12 protein-coding genes, 1 tRNA gene and 2 pseudogenes are annotated in these 18,512 nt (G+C 43.4%); 3 read left to right on the top strand and 12 right to left on the bottom strand.

The window, feature by feature from the left end; translation table 11 throughout:
• A pseudogene (locus L4D05_RS21930) lies at nt 1-548 on the top strand (diaminopimelate decarboxylase family protein); the annotation flags it as partial.
• 184 nt (nt 549-732) lie between these two features.
• Here L4D05_RS21930 and L4D05_RS21925 read toward each other — a convergent pair.
• The 11 genes and pseudogenes from L4D05_RS21925 to L4D05_RS21875 form a co-directional block, all read right to left on the bottom strand.
• Nucleotides 733-2,436, bottom strand: a pseudogene (locus L4D05_RS21925) (class I SAM-dependent methyltransferase).
• A gap of 88 nt (nt 2,437-2,524) precedes the next feature.
• Nucleotides 2,525-2,956 (bottom strand): hypothetical protein, encoded by a 432-nt coding sequence (locus L4D05_RS21920; RefSeq protein WP_428795285.1) that lies wholly within the window; start codon nt 2,954-2,956, stop codon nt 2,525-2,527.
• Nucleotides 2,953-3,198, bottom strand: a complete 246-nt coding sequence (locus L4D05_RS21915) for a hypothetical protein (RefSeq protein WP_265676915.1) — start codon at nt 3,196-3,198, stop codon at nt 2,953-2,955. Before L4D05_RS21915 ends, L4D05_RS21920 begins: the two co-directional genes overlap by 4 nt.
• Nucleotides 3,199-3,363: 165 nt before the next feature.
• Nucleotides 3,364-3,451: transfer RNA gene (locus L4D05_RS21910), tRNA-Ser, on the bottom strand.
• A gap of 139 nt (nt 3,452-3,590) precedes the next feature.
• Nucleotides 3,591-4,040 carry an L-alanine exporter AlaE gene (locus tag L4D05_RS21905; RefSeq protein ID WP_265675100.1) on the bottom strand — a complete coding sequence of 150 codons (450 nt, stop codon included), beginning with the start codon at nt 4,038-4,040 and terminating at the stop codon, nt 3,591-3,593.
• A 917-nt stretch (nt 4,041-4,957) separates the two neighbouring features.
• Nucleotides 4,958-6,742 carry a glycoside hydrolase family 5 protein gene (locus L4D05_RS21900; protein WP_428795284.1) on the bottom strand — a complete coding sequence of 595 codons (1,785 nt, stop codon included), beginning with the start codon at nt 6,740-6,742 and terminating at the stop codon, nt 4,958-4,960.
• A gap of 81 nt (nt 6,743-6,823) precedes the next feature.
• On the bottom strand, nt 6,824-8,173 hold the full coding sequence (locus L4D05_RS21895; RefSeq protein WP_428795283.1) for an alpha-glucosidase/alpha-galactosidase: 1,350 nt from the start codon (nt 8,171-8,173) through the stop codon (nt 6,824-6,826).
• Nucleotides 8,174-8,189: 16 nt separating this feature from the next.
• Nucleotides 8,190-9,812, bottom strand: a complete 1,623-nt coding sequence (locus tag L4D05_RS21890; protein WP_428795282.1) for an ABC transporter ATP-binding protein — start codon at nt 9,810-9,812, stop codon at nt 8,190-8,192.
• Between the two features lie 8 nt (nt 9,813-9,820).
• On the bottom strand, nt 9,821-10,900 hold the full coding sequence (locus L4D05_RS21885; RefSeq protein ID WP_428795281.1) for an ABC transporter permease: 1,080 nt from the start codon (nt 10,898-10,900) through the stop codon (nt 9,821-9,823).
• 8 nt (nt 10,901-10,908) lie between these two features.
• Nucleotides 10,909-11,907, bottom strand: a complete 999-nt coding sequence (locus L4D05_RS21880) for an ABC transporter permease (RefSeq protein WP_428795280.1) — start codon at nt 11,905-11,907, stop codon at nt 10,909-10,911.
• 21 nt (nt 11,908-11,928) lie between these two features.
• On the bottom strand, nt 11,929-13,974 hold the full coding sequence (locus L4D05_RS21875; RefSeq protein ID WP_428795279.1) for an ABC transporter substrate-binding protein: 2,046 nt from the start codon (nt 13,972-13,974) through the stop codon (nt 11,929-11,931).
• A 301-nt stretch (nt 13,975-14,275) separates the two neighbouring features.
• Here L4D05_RS21875 and L4D05_RS21870 point away from each other — a divergent pair, with 301 nt between their 5' ends.
• Complete coding sequence (locus tag L4D05_RS21870) at nt 14,276-15,166, top strand: helix-turn-helix domain-containing protein (RefSeq protein ID WP_428795278.1); 891 nt, start codon at nt 14,276-14,278, stop codon at nt 15,164-15,166.
• A gap of 375 nt (nt 15,167-15,541) precedes the next feature.
• Here L4D05_RS21870 and L4D05_RS21865 read toward each other — a convergent pair whose 3' ends face one another.
• Nucleotides 15,542-17,749, bottom strand: a complete 2,208-nt coding sequence (locus tag L4D05_RS21865) for a hybrid sensor histidine kinase/response regulator (RefSeq protein ID WP_428795277.1) — start codon at nt 17,747-17,749, stop codon at nt 15,542-15,544.
• A gap of 155 nt (nt 17,750-17,904) precedes the next feature.
• On the opposite strand from L4D05_RS21865, the gene L4D05_RS21860 reads away from it, so the two are divergent.
• Nucleotides 17,905-18,474 (top strand): UPF0149 family protein, encoded by a 570-nt coding sequence (locus L4D05_RS21860; RefSeq protein WP_428795276.1) that lies wholly within the window; start codon nt 17,905-17,907, stop codon nt 18,472-18,474.
• The last annotated feature ends 38 nt before the right edge of the window (nt 18,475-18,512 follow it).

Genomic DNA, 18,512 nt, shown 5'->3' with positions numbered 1-18,512 from the left:
TGACTTCTGTTTACGTAGTGAAAGATGACCAAGAGATGGACTACACCTACACCATGGTGGACGCGTCTACTTACCTAGCAACGCTAGTTGAGTCTCAAGAGTCTAAAAACCCAGTGCTTCCGGCGAACAAGATGACACAACCGCTTGTTGATAGAACCACTGAAATCGCGGGCCCTATCTGCATCCCATCCATCTGGGAAAGCGGCGCACGCATGCCTAAGCTAGTACCAAATGACGTACTTGCTATCATGGATGTGGGTCACTACGCAGAGTCTCAAGCAAGCCAATTCAACTCGCTACCACGCCCTGCAACGGTACTGGTTAAAGATGGCGAAGCTGAGCTAATCAAACGTGCTGAAACAGTAGAAGACGTATTTGCAACTCAAATCCTTCCAGAGCGTTTTGTAAAAGCAAAAGCTGAGATTGAAAAGAAAATGGCTAAGCCAGCTGCGAAAAAAGCGCCATCTAAGCGCAAAGTAGCAAAAACGCCTAGCTATACTAAAGCGGCAAAGTCTACGAAAGCTAAATCGGCAAAGTCTGCTAAGTAAGTCACTTAGCGAGCAGTACTAACACGACGTACTGAGCTTATGATAAAAAGCGCCCATTGGGCGCTTTTTGCGTTTAGTGATTAGTACTACTGCGAGTTAACTTCACGCTAATACATACTCCGACAATAGCACGCAGGGTTGAAGCGTATTATCGTTAATTAGAATTAATTCACGTGAACCGTGTCTACCACTCGTTAATTAATAATCGACTTTTGACACCACGAATCTGCAGCCCCATCGCTTCAAACACTTCTTCAAAGTCACTGCATTGAGGTGGAATATTGGGTAAGGACAGCGATGCCTCAGTAAAAAAACGCTGTTTATGACGCTCTTGAGAACCCCACGCAAGGCCCCACCAAGACACAATGCGAGACTTAGACTCTCCTAAGCGCGTTTTACTCGGCAACCTATCGCTTTTCTCCAAGTTTTCACTTTTTGTGGTAGGCAAGAGGTTCCACATATCATTGTTCGGCCAATAGGTGAATGGTAAGCAATGGTCCACATGAAACGTTTGGTTCAATTTTCGCGTACTCCAGACACTCGTATTGTATTGCCCATCACTTTGCAGTTGTTTCACGCGCTTGCGTACTTCGGAAGTATCATGGTCTTTCTCAAGCCAAACCAAACAATCATGATATGTTTGTAGCGAAACATTATTGGCTTGGTTAAGCTCAAAGCGTTGCATCAGCCTCACCCACTGGTTGACCACTAATGGCTCTATCCAAGAGTTATAGAGACGAAAACACTCCCACAAACTTTGGTTCAATACAAAAGTACCAAAACTGCTGAAGAAATCCGTATCTAGATAAACACTGTCGCTGTTTTTCCGTCGCTTGCGAGCGGGCAACGTAGAAAACTCATAGACTCGGTTTGTTCCCGCACCTGTATAAATATGCTTTATGGGCCCTTCTTTCATTGTTTTGATTGTCGCTTGAATGGTTTTCTGGATAGCGATTGCTTCCGCCCCGGTGAACCAACTGCCTACCGCCAAATCATCCGCTGAAATATGCTTGATAAGCTGCCAACCGTCGTCCGTTACAAATCCGAGTCCCTTACTACTATTATTGTTTTGCTGTAGGTTTCCGTGATCTAACAACCGCTTGTACGCTTTAATCCAGTACAGTGCCACCAATCCAAGCGGAATCTCAATGTCACCTTCTGTTTTATCTATTACACAGCCCGGATGGGCATCAGCGATCCTCAATAACACTCTCAGTAGGCCAAGCTTGTAGGTGGCACTCTTGTTGTCATTAACGATAATGTGGCGCACTTTATTTAGATCACCCGAGCCATCATCAGGCAAAGAGAACACCACGGTCTGCCAGCTTACATTATCGCGCAGCATTGAGTCTTCTGAGTCTTGAACCTGTCGGGCTAACAACGCGGTGTCCTGCGCAAACTGTTCTAGCTCATTTACCGATACAGGATAGCCCACTCGTCCATCATTAAAATCACCATGACGTAAGCTAATAACGAGCTTTCCATTGGGCGCGAGTAAATTCGACAACTTTCGGAACGCGCGACTCCGTGCACTTGGCGCGATATGCATCCATACGGCGCTTACCAAAATGACATCAAATCGAATTCCAAGGTTCTGTATTTAATTTAAACTTGGTAATTCATCCTCTATCCAAGTAACCTCAGGGCCAGTAAACGCTTTGCCTAACTCAAGTAGCTCTTTGCATGGTTCAAGCGCAAACACCTCTGCTCCCTGCGCTAACATCCACTTTGCATCTCGCCCAGATCCCGCTCCTACATCCAGCACAACATCACCCGCTAAAGGCCAATGCGACTTCCAAGCACCATGTACTTTATCGAAGTTCAATGCGTTGTATTGCTCAGACAAAAGCTGCGCGTTTTTGCTGTAGAAAGAAGAGGTTGCTGTCATATGAATGCCATTAGGTTGTCTTTTGACAGAGTAACTTGAAATTAGACTGAATGCGAATGTGTCTAACATTAACAACACCTATCCCCCACTACCGCAACCACTCCTTAAACTCCTCAACACTCGCAAACGTACTCACACTCTGCCCATTCATGCTAAGCAGTACCAACCTATTGGCGGTGTTGACCTCTAGGAAGTAACTCAAGTCATCAACCATAGTGCCGTATACCGCGAAGCGAAATTGAAAATGCTCTGGAAACACCTTTTTTACTGAGTACGCAAAATCATCGGGTTCATGTTGGGTCACTACATCGATGCATGCCTCAAACAGGGTTTGTCTAGTGCAAACGAGCGGTGGCGTCGGATACTGGGTTTGGATGGCCGCGGAAGAGGTTTGCTTTAATGACTCGTTTAGGGCGCTTTCCAGCATTGCGATGCGCTTATTTTGCTGGTGTGCGAGGTAGCCAAATAGCATACATAGGATCGCGATAGTGCCTAAGAGTAATGTTTCTAGTTCAGTCATAGTGGCGCAATCTCACTAAACCACTCATCGACACTCCAATTGTTGGTGTTTTGGCTGGTTCGTATGGTTACGCTCTGCCCTACTAGGTTTTGTGCTTTTTCATACACAACATCGGCGCTGTCTTTATAGCGTTTCACGCTCATTTTACGCACGTTCCCTGCACTATTTTCAATAAACACCATAGCGTCTGTTTTCTCTACTCGAGTTAACACACCAAATGCATTCCACTTAAAATTGTTCACAGGCTACCCTTACTCATTCATTAAAACTCACTGCGGACGGATTTAACTATACTGGCCGCGACAGCGCAAATGATGAGATGCTACAGATGGTTACTGGATGTAAATAAACAGAATTTTCTTACAGGCATAAAAAAAGACGCCCAAAGGCGTCTCTTTTTAAGAATGTGGCGGTGAGTGAGAGATTCGAACTCTCGGTACGTTGCCGTACACACACTTTCCAGGCGTGCTCCTTCAGCCACTCGGACAACTCACCGTTTTGTTTGTCAGCCTTGCTGGCCAACGAGCGCTAATTTAATGATTATCCGTGCCTTGGTCAACCCTAAACTTGGAAAAAAGCGCTCTTTTTTAATTGTTTGCCTACTTTCTGTTTAATTCGATCAAATGTTCGGCGATTACGCGCCGTGGTAGTAACCCGGCACGCGGAACCAACGTCGGCAGTAATCTAAGAAGTAACCGTACAGTACGCCCATTCCACAAGACACCAAAGCATTACTCGATACCGCGGTAATGATTTGCTCGGTGGATGCGCCAACTGTCAACAAAATAGCGGCGTACACTGGCGATTGGAATGCCACGTAAGCGATAAGGTCAGCGGTGGCTTTCATAAAGCCTGAATTCGATACTTTCGCACCTTGCTTTAATGCCCAATCGCGAAACAGGCCGTATGGCATGGCGATGGCAATATTAACGGGGATAGACAGTAAACGCGATGCTAGCGATTGTTCAAACGTCATACCCGACACAAGTACTTCAATAAGCATGCCCGACACAAAACAAAATACAACCATAGCAAACGTATCTGCTGCTGCGTTGCGAAGACAAAATGGAGCTTTAGGTTTCACCGCTTCTTTCCTACAGAATAATTACCTAATAAATTTAGGTACAACCAAACCAATAAACTAGACATAAACAGTAGACTAGCAATTCACGCTATTAAACCACCAAATTATCAGTTTTACATTCCGTATTTTAAGTTAAATGGTAAATAAATCACCAATAACTAAGGGTTAGTCAGATTAAAGCACTAGATTACGTAATTTTACTACATACAGGCAATTTTCAACCTACAATCAGGCGGTTGGCACAATGATTTGGTAACTTAAATACCAGAAAGGGCTTTGCATCCCGTATGATATTTGTGTGTTATCTCGTCATCAGCTGCTAGCAGCACGTAATTTATGTTTATGAAGCGTTGTCTATAAAAAGAGAAAGGAATAGCAAGCTCATATATAAGCCTAGGAGCACCGCTAGAGGTTCGCCCTCTAGCGGATAATGTTTAGTTTAAGGCTGGCGGCTGGGAGGTTTGAGATCAGGAAGCTGATGAGTGGGTTGTACTCTGGTATTGAAATAGCTTACCAGCGTACTGATACAGCGCATCATCTAATACGCGCTCACGGTTTTCTTTAAAAGACGTCTGCGATACTTACTTATTATCTGCAATAGATAAACCTCGGAGGCTGCCGCAGTGCTGATACCGCCCTTAGACTGTAACTATGGTAATAATGCGTAGTGAGCCTAGATAAAAAGACGATTTGCCGAACAAAAAAACCTCCGATTAAGCTTCTCGGAGGTTAAAACACCATCAGGTTTTACTGCTTTCCAGTGACCTGCGGGACGGCTTTAAAATTTGGAGCTTTATGATTTTAAATCATCTGTCGTCCAAAGTAAGATCAATGATCGCGTATGCACACGAATCGAGATACCAAACCAAAGGGACATTTAGATCTAAATTTTTTATCATGAGCCCGCCAATACTATATTACTCACAAACTAAAATAGCTTTGGCATGCCCATTACCTTGAGCTACACCTGCTATATACTGATTATCTGCCGCTTGAGACTTGTAAACGCCTGGTGCCCAATCCGCTCCTTTTTGACTTAAGCGATTATCTCCCCAATCGAACCAAAGGGTTTTGCATTGTTCTCCGAGAGGATTCTTCGATTCTGCACATAGAACACCACTGGTTCCCCAGCTTCGGCTAGAAACACCCGCAACATAGTAGCCTTTGGGACATTCGTACTTAGTCGTGCCCCAAGCCCAATCATAGCCTCTAGGTCTAGTCTCTGATGTAACGGTAACTGTATGAGGGTTATCCGGCCACAAATTACCATAACTCATATCAGAACAGAGTATTCGGTCCCACTGTGCTACACCTATGACGCGCATACCATCAACACACGTTCCCTTATTGGCACCATTGTCCCAATCTGAGATAGTTTGTGATTGATTGTTATCGTGACCTTCAAAATTCACTAAACGCCACTCTGCATAACTGCCGACAATACCCTGCTTACCCTCATGAGTGAGCAATCGATCAATATGTTCAAAACGCCAGTCGTTTCTAAACTGCCCCCAATCTTCGGTTAGTAACGCATAATCATCCAGTTTAATGACCTGCTGAACTCGAGTCGCATTTAATGGCCACCATGCGAAGCTGTAATCCTTCTCTATTAACAGATCAACGATGTTTTCCAGCCACTTTTTCTCCAAATCCGAGGCTTTCGACGGATCAAAATTGGCACCAAATTCACTTAACCAAATAGGCGCAGTATAAATTCGCTCTAGCTCTGAAACAAAAGCAAACTCTTTATCTATCGTTTGGCGCAATTCTTCTAGAGTGAGATCTTGATACTTAGGTCCATTGCCATACCAGACACTATCAGCCCCCATATGTCTGGGGCCTGTATACGCATAGTTATGAGCCGCATAGATAAGCTTATTAGGTCGCTTTAAGTTCACAGGATTCGTTTTAGCGCCTTCAATAACTGGTCGCCAGCCCCCAAGAGCTGGAGTCGCTCCTTGCCAATTAATCCCCTCTACAATAATCAACATATCCGGATTCTCTGCAAGTACAGCATTCCCGGCACGCTCGGCTGTCCATCGCCAATCATTCATGTCGCCTCCCCCCCAGTTAGGATTATGCAGTGTATTTGCGGTACGAACTTCATTTCGTAAATCGGCACCGACTACAGCTTTATTATCCTTATACCTACCAGTGAGAAAGACCCAATCTGCCACCCAGCGATCTGTAGTGTATTCACCGCTATACCATAAGCCATTGGAGTCTAGGCCGCAGCACCACTCAGAATATGTCGTGTGATTATTTAAAATTACCGCAATATTTTGGTCAGTAAGCGACTTGACTACTGCATCAAATACTTCAATAGGCTTGAGCCCTACCAAGTCAGGATTAGCGCTCACTTGCCAATTTGCTACTGGGTCGTTGACTCTTAGCATCTCGTTAGAAAAAGGCAATCTAACTGAATTGAACCCTTTCTCCTTAAGTAAGCTAACAATTGTATCCCGGTGTTTAAACCGCAGCCCGCCTGGAATATTCCCTTCGTCGCTCGCGCCAAACCAGTTAACAGATTTTAATTTAAAACGCTCATTACAATTATTAACAATGTACCGTCCTTGCGTAGACAACGGAAACGTCGAGCAAGAAAGAGAACTTCCTTCCTGCTGAGCCGCATAAACAGATATGGGCTGCACAACAATCACAATAACTAAAACGGCAATTCGAATTATGTATTGGACAATCATATTTGGTCATTCCTTTAGTTAGTTGAACATAAATGGAATGATGCCAATTAACGCATGCACTCCATTCGCTTACAGATATTCTTAATCCTTCAAATAATCTGGCATTACGTTTTGGTGTGCCGATATTAACTCATTGCATAGCTGCCAGATTTGCTCTAGGTCCAGCACGGCGCCAGTGTGAGGGTCAAGCATCGCAGCATGATAAATATGGTCGCGTCTTTTTTTCTTCAAAGACTCGATAACTAATGATTGAACATTAATATTTGTTCGCATTACTGCGGCTAGTTGTTCAGGAAGTCGCCCTATTTTTACTGGTTGGACACCATTGGCATCAATTAGACATGGAACTTCTACTGCACACCCTTGCGGCAAATTATCAATCAAACCATTATTTGCAACATTGCCATATATAACTGATGGCTCTCCTGTCCATAGCGAGTTCAGAATCTTACTCGCATACTCATGACTTTGTTCAACCATTATACGTTCTGCTTGTACGTAGCTTTGTATTTCATTTTTCCATGAGGCGATTTGCTCAACACAACGCTGAGGGTATTCATCTAAAGGTATCTTATATTTTTCAATGAGATCCTGACGCCCTTCTTTAATAAACCAAGGCGTGTACTCCGCAAAGTGTTCTGAGGATTCGGTAACGAAATACCCCAAGCGCATCATCATTTCATAGCGCACTTTATTCTCACACCTAGGGTTATGTAAGTTGGGTTTAGGTACTTTTCCTGTATGGTATGCTTCACGAAGTATTGGGTAGACGTCCTGCCATTCTCCATTCTCGTCCTGAATCTCGAGATTGAGCATAAATGCCACATGATTTATGCCAGCAGCAGTGTAGCGAAGTTTATTTGCATCTAAATTCAAATCATATGCCAATTCTGCCGCAGTCCCTTGCACTGAATGACACAACCCAACGTAGTTGATATCTGGTGCCATTTCTGACATAGCCCAAGAGATCATCGCCATTGGATTTACATAATTAAGCATGGTAGCTTTAGGGCAAAGTGAACGCATATCAGCGGCGATATCTATGAATACCGGTATGGTTCGGAGAGCGCGCATAATGCCACCAATGCCTAGCGTGTCAGCAATGGTTTGCCTTAGCCCAAAGGCTTTAGGAATCTCAAAATCAATTACTGTTGCCGGTTCGTATCCACCGACTTGGAACATACAAATAACAAAGTCTGCGCCTTTCAGGGCCAATTTACGATCTAAAGTAGAAGTAACCGTAGGTTCTGCCCCTAAACTATGAGCAAGTTTAGTCACAACAAGCGTCGATTCATCTAGCCTTAATGCATCGATATCATGTAGTGCAATATGACAGTGTTTAAATTCCGCTAAGTGTAATGTATCGCCAAGAATGTTTTTAACAAACACAGTACTACCTGCGCCAATCACGCATATTTTAGGTTGTTTCATTTTTTATTTCCTTAAATTATGCAGCTATCTCAAAGGCTGCCTTAAGAAGTGTTTGGGTGTACTCATGATCAGATTTTTCTAATACTAAGTCGGTTGGACCTTGTTCTATTTCCTCACCATGACGCATTACCAATACTCTATGGCACAAAGCTTTTACCACTCGTAAATCGTGGCTAATAAACAAATATGATATATTTCGTTTACGTTGTAGCTCCTTTAATAAAGTTACTATTTTATTTTGAATAGTTAAGTCCAATGCGGACGTTGGTTCGTCGAGCAATATAATTTTAGGGTCAAGTACAAGGGCGCGAGCAATTGCGATTCGCTGCCTCTGACCTCCGGAAAATTCATGAGGATAGCGATTTAAAATGTCTTTTGGCAGCCCGGCATCGTCCAATGCTTGTTCACACTTAGCTCTGCGTTGACTGCCTGTTTGATACAAGCCATTAACTATCAATCCTTCACTCAGAATTTGCTCAACACTTAATCTTGGGTTCAATGAAGCAAATGGGTCTTGAAACACAACCTGCATTTGGCGGCGTAGAAGTCTCAATTCACCACCACTTAGCTCATCAATACGCTGCCCTTGCCAGGTCACGTTACCGCTATGCTGCCCTTCGTATAACAACTGGAAGATCGCCATCGCCAATGTGGTTTTCCCAGATCCACTTTCGCCAACAATACCTAATGTTTCACCTCTCTTAATAGATAGGGAAATATTATTCACTGCACATAAGTTTTTATGGGGCTTGCGTGAGAAAAAAGAACGCTTACCCAATTCAAATTCAACATGCATATTTTCAGCACAAAGAATTTCTTCAGCATCAGTATCTAATGTCGTATGCCGGCCTTTAGGCTCCGATTCAATTAACATTTTTGTATAAGGATGCTTTGGCGAGGCAAATATGTTCTCCGTCATATTGTGTTCAACTACCTCCCCCTCTTTCATAACATAAATATAATCTGCAAACTGACGCACAATTGTTAGATCATGAGTAATGAGCAATACACTCATTTGATTATCACGCTGTAGCGCTTTAATTAGGTGCAGTATTTTTGCTTGAACAGTTACATCTAATGCCGTTGTCGGTTCATCGGCAATCAGTAGTTTAGGGTCGTTGGCAAGTGCCATTGCAATCATGACTCGTTGTCGTTGCCCACCCGAAAGTTGATGTGGATACTGACTAAAACGCTCGTGAGGTTGCGGTATTTGGACAAGTTCAAAAAGTTCAATCGTTCTAGTTTTAGCTTGTTGTTTGGTCAGACGTTGATGCACCATAAGTGCCTCACAAATCTGCTCTCCGAGTGTGTAAAGTGGATTCAATGACATCATTGGCTCTTGGAAGATCATTGAAATGTCATTACCTCGCAATTTACGTAATTGTTTAGGATGCATTCCGTTGACCTGCTTTTCCTCAAACCGGACAGAACTATCATGACTAACAATGGCATTATCCGCCATTAGTCCCATAAAGCTACGTGCAGAAACCGATTTACCACTGCCACTCTCTCCGACCAATGCAACCATTTGGCCCCGCCTAATTTGATAGCTAACTTGCTTGAGAGCATTCACGTGACCATCAAGAGTATTAAAACTAACATTCAAATCACGTACTTCAGCTAACACAGAGTTTTTCATAACTACTCCTAAGATGAATATGGGTCAACAGCATCACGCAAGCCATCACCAAGTGCGTTAAAACCCAACACTGCAACCAAAATAAATCCGACAGGCGCGAGTAACCAAGGGTATGAGCCAATGGTTTGATATTGACCCGCGGCATTAAGTAACGATCCCCAACTGATCATTGGAGGCTTGATACCTACAGAGAGAAAACTAAAAAAGCTTTCTGTTAATACAACAGTAGGAAACATCATCGTTGCAAGCACCACAACATTACTGGTGATATTAGGTAAAATATGACGAAGCACTATTCTCATATCTTTAGCTCCTACAGCCTTAGCGGCTCGAATATAATCTAGGCTTCTAAGTGACAACACTTGTGCTCGTACTTGACGAGCAATAAACGCCCACTGTAAACAGGACAAAATGACGATTAACATAACAAATACCACTGTGGCATTGGCCGTTGGTGGCAGTATTGCGATGAGGGCTAAATAAAGTGGCACCGCAGGAAATGCTAAAGCTAGCTCAGCGATACGCTGAACCAACAAGTCGAATGTACCCCCGAAGTAGCCGGATAACATACCAACCAAAGTGCCTACGACCACAACCATAGCAACGACCAAAAATGAAAACAGTAAAGTGATCCGGCTACCATGCAAACTACGTGCTAATAAATCACGCCCTAAATTATCAGTGCCTAGCAAGAAGAGAGGCGAATCATTTTCTAACCCAACAAAGTGATATTTCGTTGTTACTCCAAACAATGTGTACTCCCAACTTTCAACAAAAAACTCGATAAAAATAGGCTTCGATGTGTCTTCCATGACAATTGGTAAAAAGGTTTCTTGGTCTAGTTCTGATGTTCTCTCATATATAAATGGTCGCCAATGAAACTGCCCTTGCTCATCGATCCAATGTAGTTTTGATGGAGCCTCATAAATAGCGCTCCCAAAACGTTTAAGCGGATCATTTGAAGAAAAAAAAGGTGCGAATATCGCAGTCATTATTAACGCAACAATCAAAACCAGACTAAATAATGCGGTCTTGTTTCTAGTGAATCTAAGCCAAACAAGGCTAGAGTAATTCTGTGAACTCTGCATATTTGCTCCTACGACAATCTAATTCTCGGGTCAAGCACCACTAATAGCAGATCAGAAATTAAGTTTCCTATTACTAATAAACTTGCAATAAGCAACATAATTGTCCCGATTACGTAAATATCTTGCTCTGCCATTGCACTGATAATTAATGGCCCAACAGTTGGAATACCAAGCACCATCGCTGCTTCCATTTCCCCTGTTATCATATAAGGTAAGGCTATTCCCTGATAAGAAATTAAACTGTGCAACGCATTGGGGACGGCGTGCTTATATATCACACGATTTTCAGTTAGCCCTTTTGCTCGTGCCGTTTCAACATATTGGAGTTTAAGTACGTCCAATAAATTACCCCGCATTATTCTCAAGTTAAATGCCATACCACCAAAAGCCGCTATCAAAATAACTGGCCATATATGGGTTAGTGTGTCCCACAATTTAGCCAAAGACATTGGCTCAAGCACATATTTAGGCGAATTCATCGCGCCAACAGAGCCGATATCCCATACAAATACCATTAAATAAACCAAAATAATCGCCATAACAAAGCGTGGGACTGTCATTGCAATAAATGAAAATAGTGTTGCTACACGATCCCCTAATTGGTTTTGATGTCGAGCTGCATAGATACCAGCACCAACGCCCAATAATGTGGCACCAACGTGACAAAACAACGCTATAGCTAACGTGCGTGGCAGTCTGTCTTCTATCACCTCCAGAACTGGCTTGTTGTAAGCAAACGAATGTCCAAAATCAAAATGGAAAACCATATTACTCACCCACCGGAAATACTGAACAGTAAGTGAATCATTTAGACCAAATCGTTGTCTAGCTTGCTCCGCTAACAACTCCGCTTGGGCGGGGGAAGCCCCCCCCAAACTAATCGCTTGATTTTTTACCAAATCGCCGTAATCACCGCTTGGTAATTGAATAATACTGAAGGTGATAATACTTAATATAATCAGCAGTACACCAGTTCCTAGCATGCGTCTAACCATAAATCCCAGCATGTTTATATCTCCGACAACCTCTTAATCGACACTTGGCAAGTACTCTGGCTGTAATTCTGCGATTTGGTCGGATTTTGTTACCCACACTCGCTCACGCATTACAGCATCTTCCGCCCATTGGTAAGCTAAAATAGGGGCGTTGGGGATATTCTTAAGCCGCGTATTGACTAATAATGCTCCTGGATAAGCAATAAGGCCTACGTGATAAACATTTTCGGTAAAGAGTTGATTAAACGAAGAAATTAGCAATTTCTGTTTCACTTTGTCCTGTTCACTAGAAAACGCCAATGCCAATTTTGCTAATTGCTTTTCGAATGGTTGTAACTGTTGTGGGGCGTTTGATGTCCCTCGATGCCATATTGGACCAGTGGCGGCTACTGGAGCTACCCATTCCACACGCTGGAACGGAATCACCAGTTCTTTCTCACCACGTTGTATCCGCCAATCAAATGCTCCTTGGTCTCGCTCTGCATCGAACTGAACATTCTCAAGTGGACGAGGTATCACCTTAATCCCGACTTCACCTAACATCGATGTTAGATTTTCCAACATGACGGTATCAGAACCTGTTGGCCCCGTGCTAATAACAACTTCCAAGTCCTGCCCTTTCGCTGGACCTTGAGTGAAGTTCAAAATGCCGTTGTCATCGGTATCTTTTAAACCAAGCTCGGATAGGTATTGTTTAGCGAGTTCTTGGTTATAGCCAAAGTACGCTACACTGTCAGCATCAAAATAAGACGTTTCAGGGTGGAAGCCTCCAGCATATTCAGCGGTAAACGGTCCCTTCACCAACGCCTGTCCAATTGATTTCCGGTCAACAGCATGGCTTATTGCTTTTCTAAACTTCAATTGGCGGTTAAGTCCACGAATCGCTTTTTGACGATCATCTTTTGCAGACAAGAGCGGGTTTTGATTTAGTTGAATGGCGTAGCTCAAGTTTCTCGGGCCAAACATTGCTGTTGCTTTTGCATCTTTTCCCGACAATTTACGCAACGTTTCCAAATATATTGGTGGGTTTTCCATATTGGCAAAGTCAGCAGTACCAGCCAAAGTTTGAACTGTTCGACCCTCCCAAGTTCCCAAATTAAAGTGCATCTCATCCATGTATGGGAGTTGCTGACCTTTTTCATCCACTTTCCAGTAATATGGATTGCGGCGCATGACTATTATTTCATCCGTTTTGGTCTCAGTCGGTACCCAAGGCCCCATTGTGACAGCTGGCAACTCATTTGCTGGAAGTGCTTTGTTAAAGTCGTCAAACGTTTTATCCGGTGTGTATTTCGGATGATATGCTTTTAGAATATGAGCAGGACCAGGACAAAAGGTCATAAACGACATGTTGTACAATGCTTGGTTTTGATTCGGCTGCTGAAAATGCCAACGAATGGTATAGTCATCCAGGAGTTCTAGTTTTGCACCAACACCAATTGCATCTGCACCTGAAAAAGACGGGATGCGTTTTTCAAGCACAGTGTCTTCCCAATAAAATCGTATGTCTTCAGAAGTGAAGGGATGACCATCTGACCATTTCGCACCTTTGAGCAAATTCATGGTAAGGCTCATTTTATCTTCAGACCATTGCCAGCTAGTCGCTAAATTTGGTAACACCTCAGCATTTTCACCTTTCAATTGATACATAGGTCCGGTACTAGTCAAGCATTGCTGCATGGTATAGTTAATCCCCCCCCAACCTTGGCTTTGTGCCGCGGTCCAATTCCAACCTTGGGGGCGACCGCCTATGGCGTGACGAAACACCCCTCCATACTCACCTATACCGTCTGGCATCGATTCGCTCATCATAACAATCGGCTTATCGGGCAGACGGGCTTGGACTGGTGGAAGTAACCCTTTATTAACGTATTTCTCGGTCACCCATCCGGGCTCCGAATAACCGTCTAACGCCTTTACTTGCATCAATTGCTGTGGTGTAAACTGCCTAATTTCCAGTCTATTGGGTATTATCGGCGCTTCTGGTAAACGACTTGCTCCTTCGGGCAATGCATTAGCGACCGAAATACTCAATAAAGAGGGAAAAAAAATTGTAGGAAATAAGAGTTTTATATTCATGAAGTTCACGCTCGTTTGTTATTTTATATGTGAGGTATTCGCTTGCTACTAGTCATAATTACTCTGACTACAAACAGGATAACTTCACCTTACGAGACAAAAATCAGAATGTAAATTGACTAAAAATTGAACTTTACTGTATTCTCACACTATCTAACCATTCAGGAATAATTAGGCGATAAATTGAATTTAATCTTGTGTGTTATCGTGTTTTATCACTGACTTAGTGTGATTCGGATTTCTGCCAGTTTAATGACAACGGCGCATACACGCTCGTTTTCAAACAGTAAAGGGAAGTACTATGAATTCACAACCTACTAATAATATTAGATTTCCTATGGAATATTATACTCCAAAAGCGACAGGTATCATGTGCGAGTTGCGAGCCCCGGTCATCATGAAGGAATATCATTGGCATGAGCATATAGAGGTAAATATCATTCACCAGGGGAATGTAAAGTATGAAATTTCAGGACATAGTAAACACTTATCTGCCGGAACAGTTGTCGCATTTTGGGCAACCGTTCCACACAGAATGTCAGAAGTAACATCCGATGCACTCATGACAATTATCTCTATTCCAGTTCATATTATTTATAACTGGCAACTACATAATTGCTTCGTAGCACGGCTACTAGATGGGGATATCGCCAAAACCCATACTGAAGGTTTAGTCGAATTAGCAGAGTGTCACCGCTGGTATAAACATTACAACAATAACAATTTAGCTATGAAAGACATCGTCCGAGAGGAAATAGGACTTTTTTTACGTAGAGTTGCACTTCATGCTCAATTAATTGTAACGGATCACTTTGAAGTGGGTAGACCCGACCGTAACATTAGTGCTAACACCGCTAAATACGTTCACCAAATGATCACCTATATATCAGTTAACTACCACACTCCTATTACCGTCGAGGAAGTCGCTGATGCCGTCAAACTAAACCCAAAGTATGCAATGAGTATCTTTCAAAGCATGTTAGACATTACTATAAAAAAATATCTTACCAAAATGCGTATTCACCGCGCTCAAGTATTGTTAATTCAGTCCCAACTCTCGGTGAGTCAAATCAGTATCGAATCAGGGTTTCGTTCAGCTAGCGCTTTTTACTCTACCTTCCAATCCAATGTAGGTGATAAACCTTTAGAGTATAGAAAGCGTTATTGCACAGGCATTGAGATGAAATATTAGCCCATAAGTGAATGCCATTGAAATAATCTGTTGACGCGCCAACCGTTAACGAAAAATACAGCTATAGAAAGCCCGTCATCTGCTGCGTCGCGAAAACAAAAAGGAGCTTTATGGTGGCCACTTATATCGTACAGAGTAATTACCTAACAAATACAAGCATAACCAGACTAACCCAGCGTGAAAGGCTAGTAATTCACACTATTAATTAGAATATCTATTTGTTAGTTTGCATTCCGAACTTGAAATTAATCGACAAACTAAACGCCAATAATTAAAAACTCGTTAGATTCAAGAACTAGACTTGGTCATTTTAGAACAAGAAACTCTACAAGTCGCGTAATACCCAAGGGTTAGCCTTGCTACCTTGCATTACGTTTATTTATTATGCTGCGTCGTTTGTGAGTACTCGACACCTTGATACTGAAACAGCTTACCAGCGTACTGATACAGCGCATCATCTAATACGCGCTCGTCGATAGGTTTTGCCACGATAAAGTCTGCGCCTGCCGCTAACATGCGCTCTCGGGTTTCTTTAAAGACGTCTGCGGTACAGCCAAAGATGAGTATGTCTTTTTCTGGGCCATCCATATGACGGATCTCAGAAATAGAGGCCACACCATCCATTACTGGCATGTGGTTATCCATTAACACTAAATCATACTGGCGTTCGGTAATGGCCGACAGTGCCAGCTCTCCGTTCTCTACGCTATGGGTGGTAAAGCCTTTTCTGCGCATGAAAGTCTCGATAATGATGGTATTGGTGCGGTTGTCTTCCACTATCAACACATTCAACCCGCGGTAATCGAGCTTTCTTTCAACATGAATGGCCGAAGCTTGTGGCTCGCAGCAATCCAGCTGCAAGGTAATATCAAATTGTGTTCCCTGCCCCTCTTGGCTGGTGAGAACGATATTACCATCCATACCGTCCACGATTTCTTTTACAATTGCCAGCCCTAAGCCAGTGCCGCCAAATCGGCGTGTTGTACTGGATTCCGCTTGTTCAAAAGGCTTGAATATTCGCGATTGAGCGTGAGATGAAATGCCAATACCACTATCTGTTACCCGAATGTTGAGTTGATTCTTGTCGTCTTTAGTCACTTCACTAAAGTGTACGTCTACCTGCCCTTCCGAGGTGAATTTAACGGCGTTGTTAAGCAGATTAAACAGCACCTGCCTTAAACGGGCTTTGTCACCTTCATACCAACGAGCTTCATCCACATCAGAGTAGACGTTAAAGGTCAGTCCCTTTTCATTACACAAGGTGTGGTAGACACTGTGAATACTGCCAATGATGGAGCTAAGCGGAAACGGGCTTTTTTCAAGCTCTAAGTGGCCCTGCTCTATTTTTGAGTAATCGAGGATTTCATTCAACAGCGCCATCATATGCTCACCGGAACCGTAGAGCGTTTTTAAGTGCTTGCGCTGCTCAATGGTTAAGTCTGACTTGAGTAACAACTGAGCCGTGCCGAGTACGCCATTCATTGGCGTGCGAATCTCATGGGATAGCGTGGCAAGAAATGCGGTTTTGGCTTTGGTTGAGGCCTGCGCCTTAATGCGTTCTTGTTCTAGATAAACGGTTTTTTGGTTAAAGGAATCGATCAGGTAGCGAATTTCATCTGGGCTGTCATATCGCATGTCAATGCTGCCCCCCTGACGCGACGCATCGGCTTTTTTGGCAATAATGGCGATGGGTTTGATCAAATACTGGTTAATTAAGTAGTAGCCCAGCATCACACAGATTAGCAGCAAAGGAATGATGCCTCGTTCAACGCCCATTACGATGTCAAACACTTGGTCCGCAACCAGATGTCGCGAATTCACCACTTCCAAATGCCAATTGAAATCGCCAAAGCTGCGCTTACTGGTGTAGATATCTTGGCTCACCCGAAAATTATATTCGGTAATGACTTGGTGGTTCGCATCACGCACGACAATACCGAGATCTTGGTCTTTAGCTTTGCGTTTTACAAAACGAATGAGATTATTGAGTGACAAATCCACCGTCGCCACACCAGCAAACACGCCATCAATATAATAAGGAGAAGAGGCGGTAATCATTTGAACATGGGTATAAGGGTCGATGTACACTTCAGACCACGCGACGGTATTCACTGGCTTATCGAATACCGATGTGTACCATGGCTCTGTGTGATAGCCCTCTGCTTGTGGGTTATTCCAAAGATCGATTTTGTCTACATCACCGTTGGCAGTGCGATTATAAAACAAACTGGAGAAGCGCTCATCAGCGCGAATAGAAAAAGGTTCAGGCCACAGGCCGCCACTCACCACAATGCCGTCGTTAAGTTTGAAAATCTGTCGAAGCGCAGCGTCAAGTGCTTGCCTGTCCTGAATCGCTTGCCCTAGCCCTACCACACTTTTGAGTACCCCAACCGAGCTATGCAAAGGCGCTGACATCTCGGAGGCCAGAAATTCATTTTTAATATCGAGATTTTCTTGCAGCTTTTGCCGCACTGGCGACTCCACCACCCAGTAGGTAATACTGCCAAAAACCGCAATAAAAATCGCAAGGTAAATCGTTAATGCGACGATGCTTTTCTTCTTCAAAGATTTTCGGATCAACATAATGAGCGAAACAGTCCTTTGTCTTGAGGGGCAACCAATGTATGCCGTCATTTTTTATGGCCGAATAAAATGACAATCACGATACTGATCTATAGCTTTATCAGCCGATAGCTTGTTACTATTAGCTATCATTTACATCTTAACGGTAAATCATTTTGGCATTAAAAGACATACTTTCCCTTCCTGAGCTCGATGGAAAACTTTTGAACGAAGCGCAAACTCAAGGTTTCGTTGCATCCATGGCCTCTGCTCCTCACACCTTACCTCCAGAAGAGTGGTTGCCGTTCTTATGGGGCGGTGAAGAAGTAGCACCGTTCACCTCTGGCGAGCAGCTAGAAAGCTACGCGCATGCGGTGATTGAGTTGTGGAATACTTACCGTCCAGCGCTACTTGATGGCGAGTGGATTTGGCCAGAAGGCTGCCAGTTAGACGACGAAGAAATTGTTACTCAGCAGACAAAAGATTTCTGTGAAGGGGTATTACAAGGTTGGCAGTTAGCGCGTGATGACTGGGAAACCTTAATGCCGGAAAACAGTGAAGACAATGCGTTATTAGGTGGTGTTTTATTGTCACTGAGCATGCTGTTTGATCCTGAAACCTCCATTACTACGCTGCAAGCGCAAGGTATTGAAGGGCTAGAGCAGTTCGAAGAGATCTTTAATGCAATGCCTGTCATGCTGTGTGGTATTACGCAAAAAGGCGCGGTGTTAGCTGAGCAGCAATAATCAAACTACCATGGCTTTAATCAAAAATAAGCGCGTAA

The sequence above is a fragment of the Vibrio nomapromontoriensis genome, from assembly GCF_050337205.1.
GTDB lineage: Bacteria > Pseudomonadota > Gammaproteobacteria > Enterobacterales > Vibrionaceae > Vibrio > Vibrio nomapromontoriensis.
The sequence above is the reverse complement of the archived record's forward strand: the minus strand, read 5'-3'. Positions and strand labels throughout refer to the sequence as shown.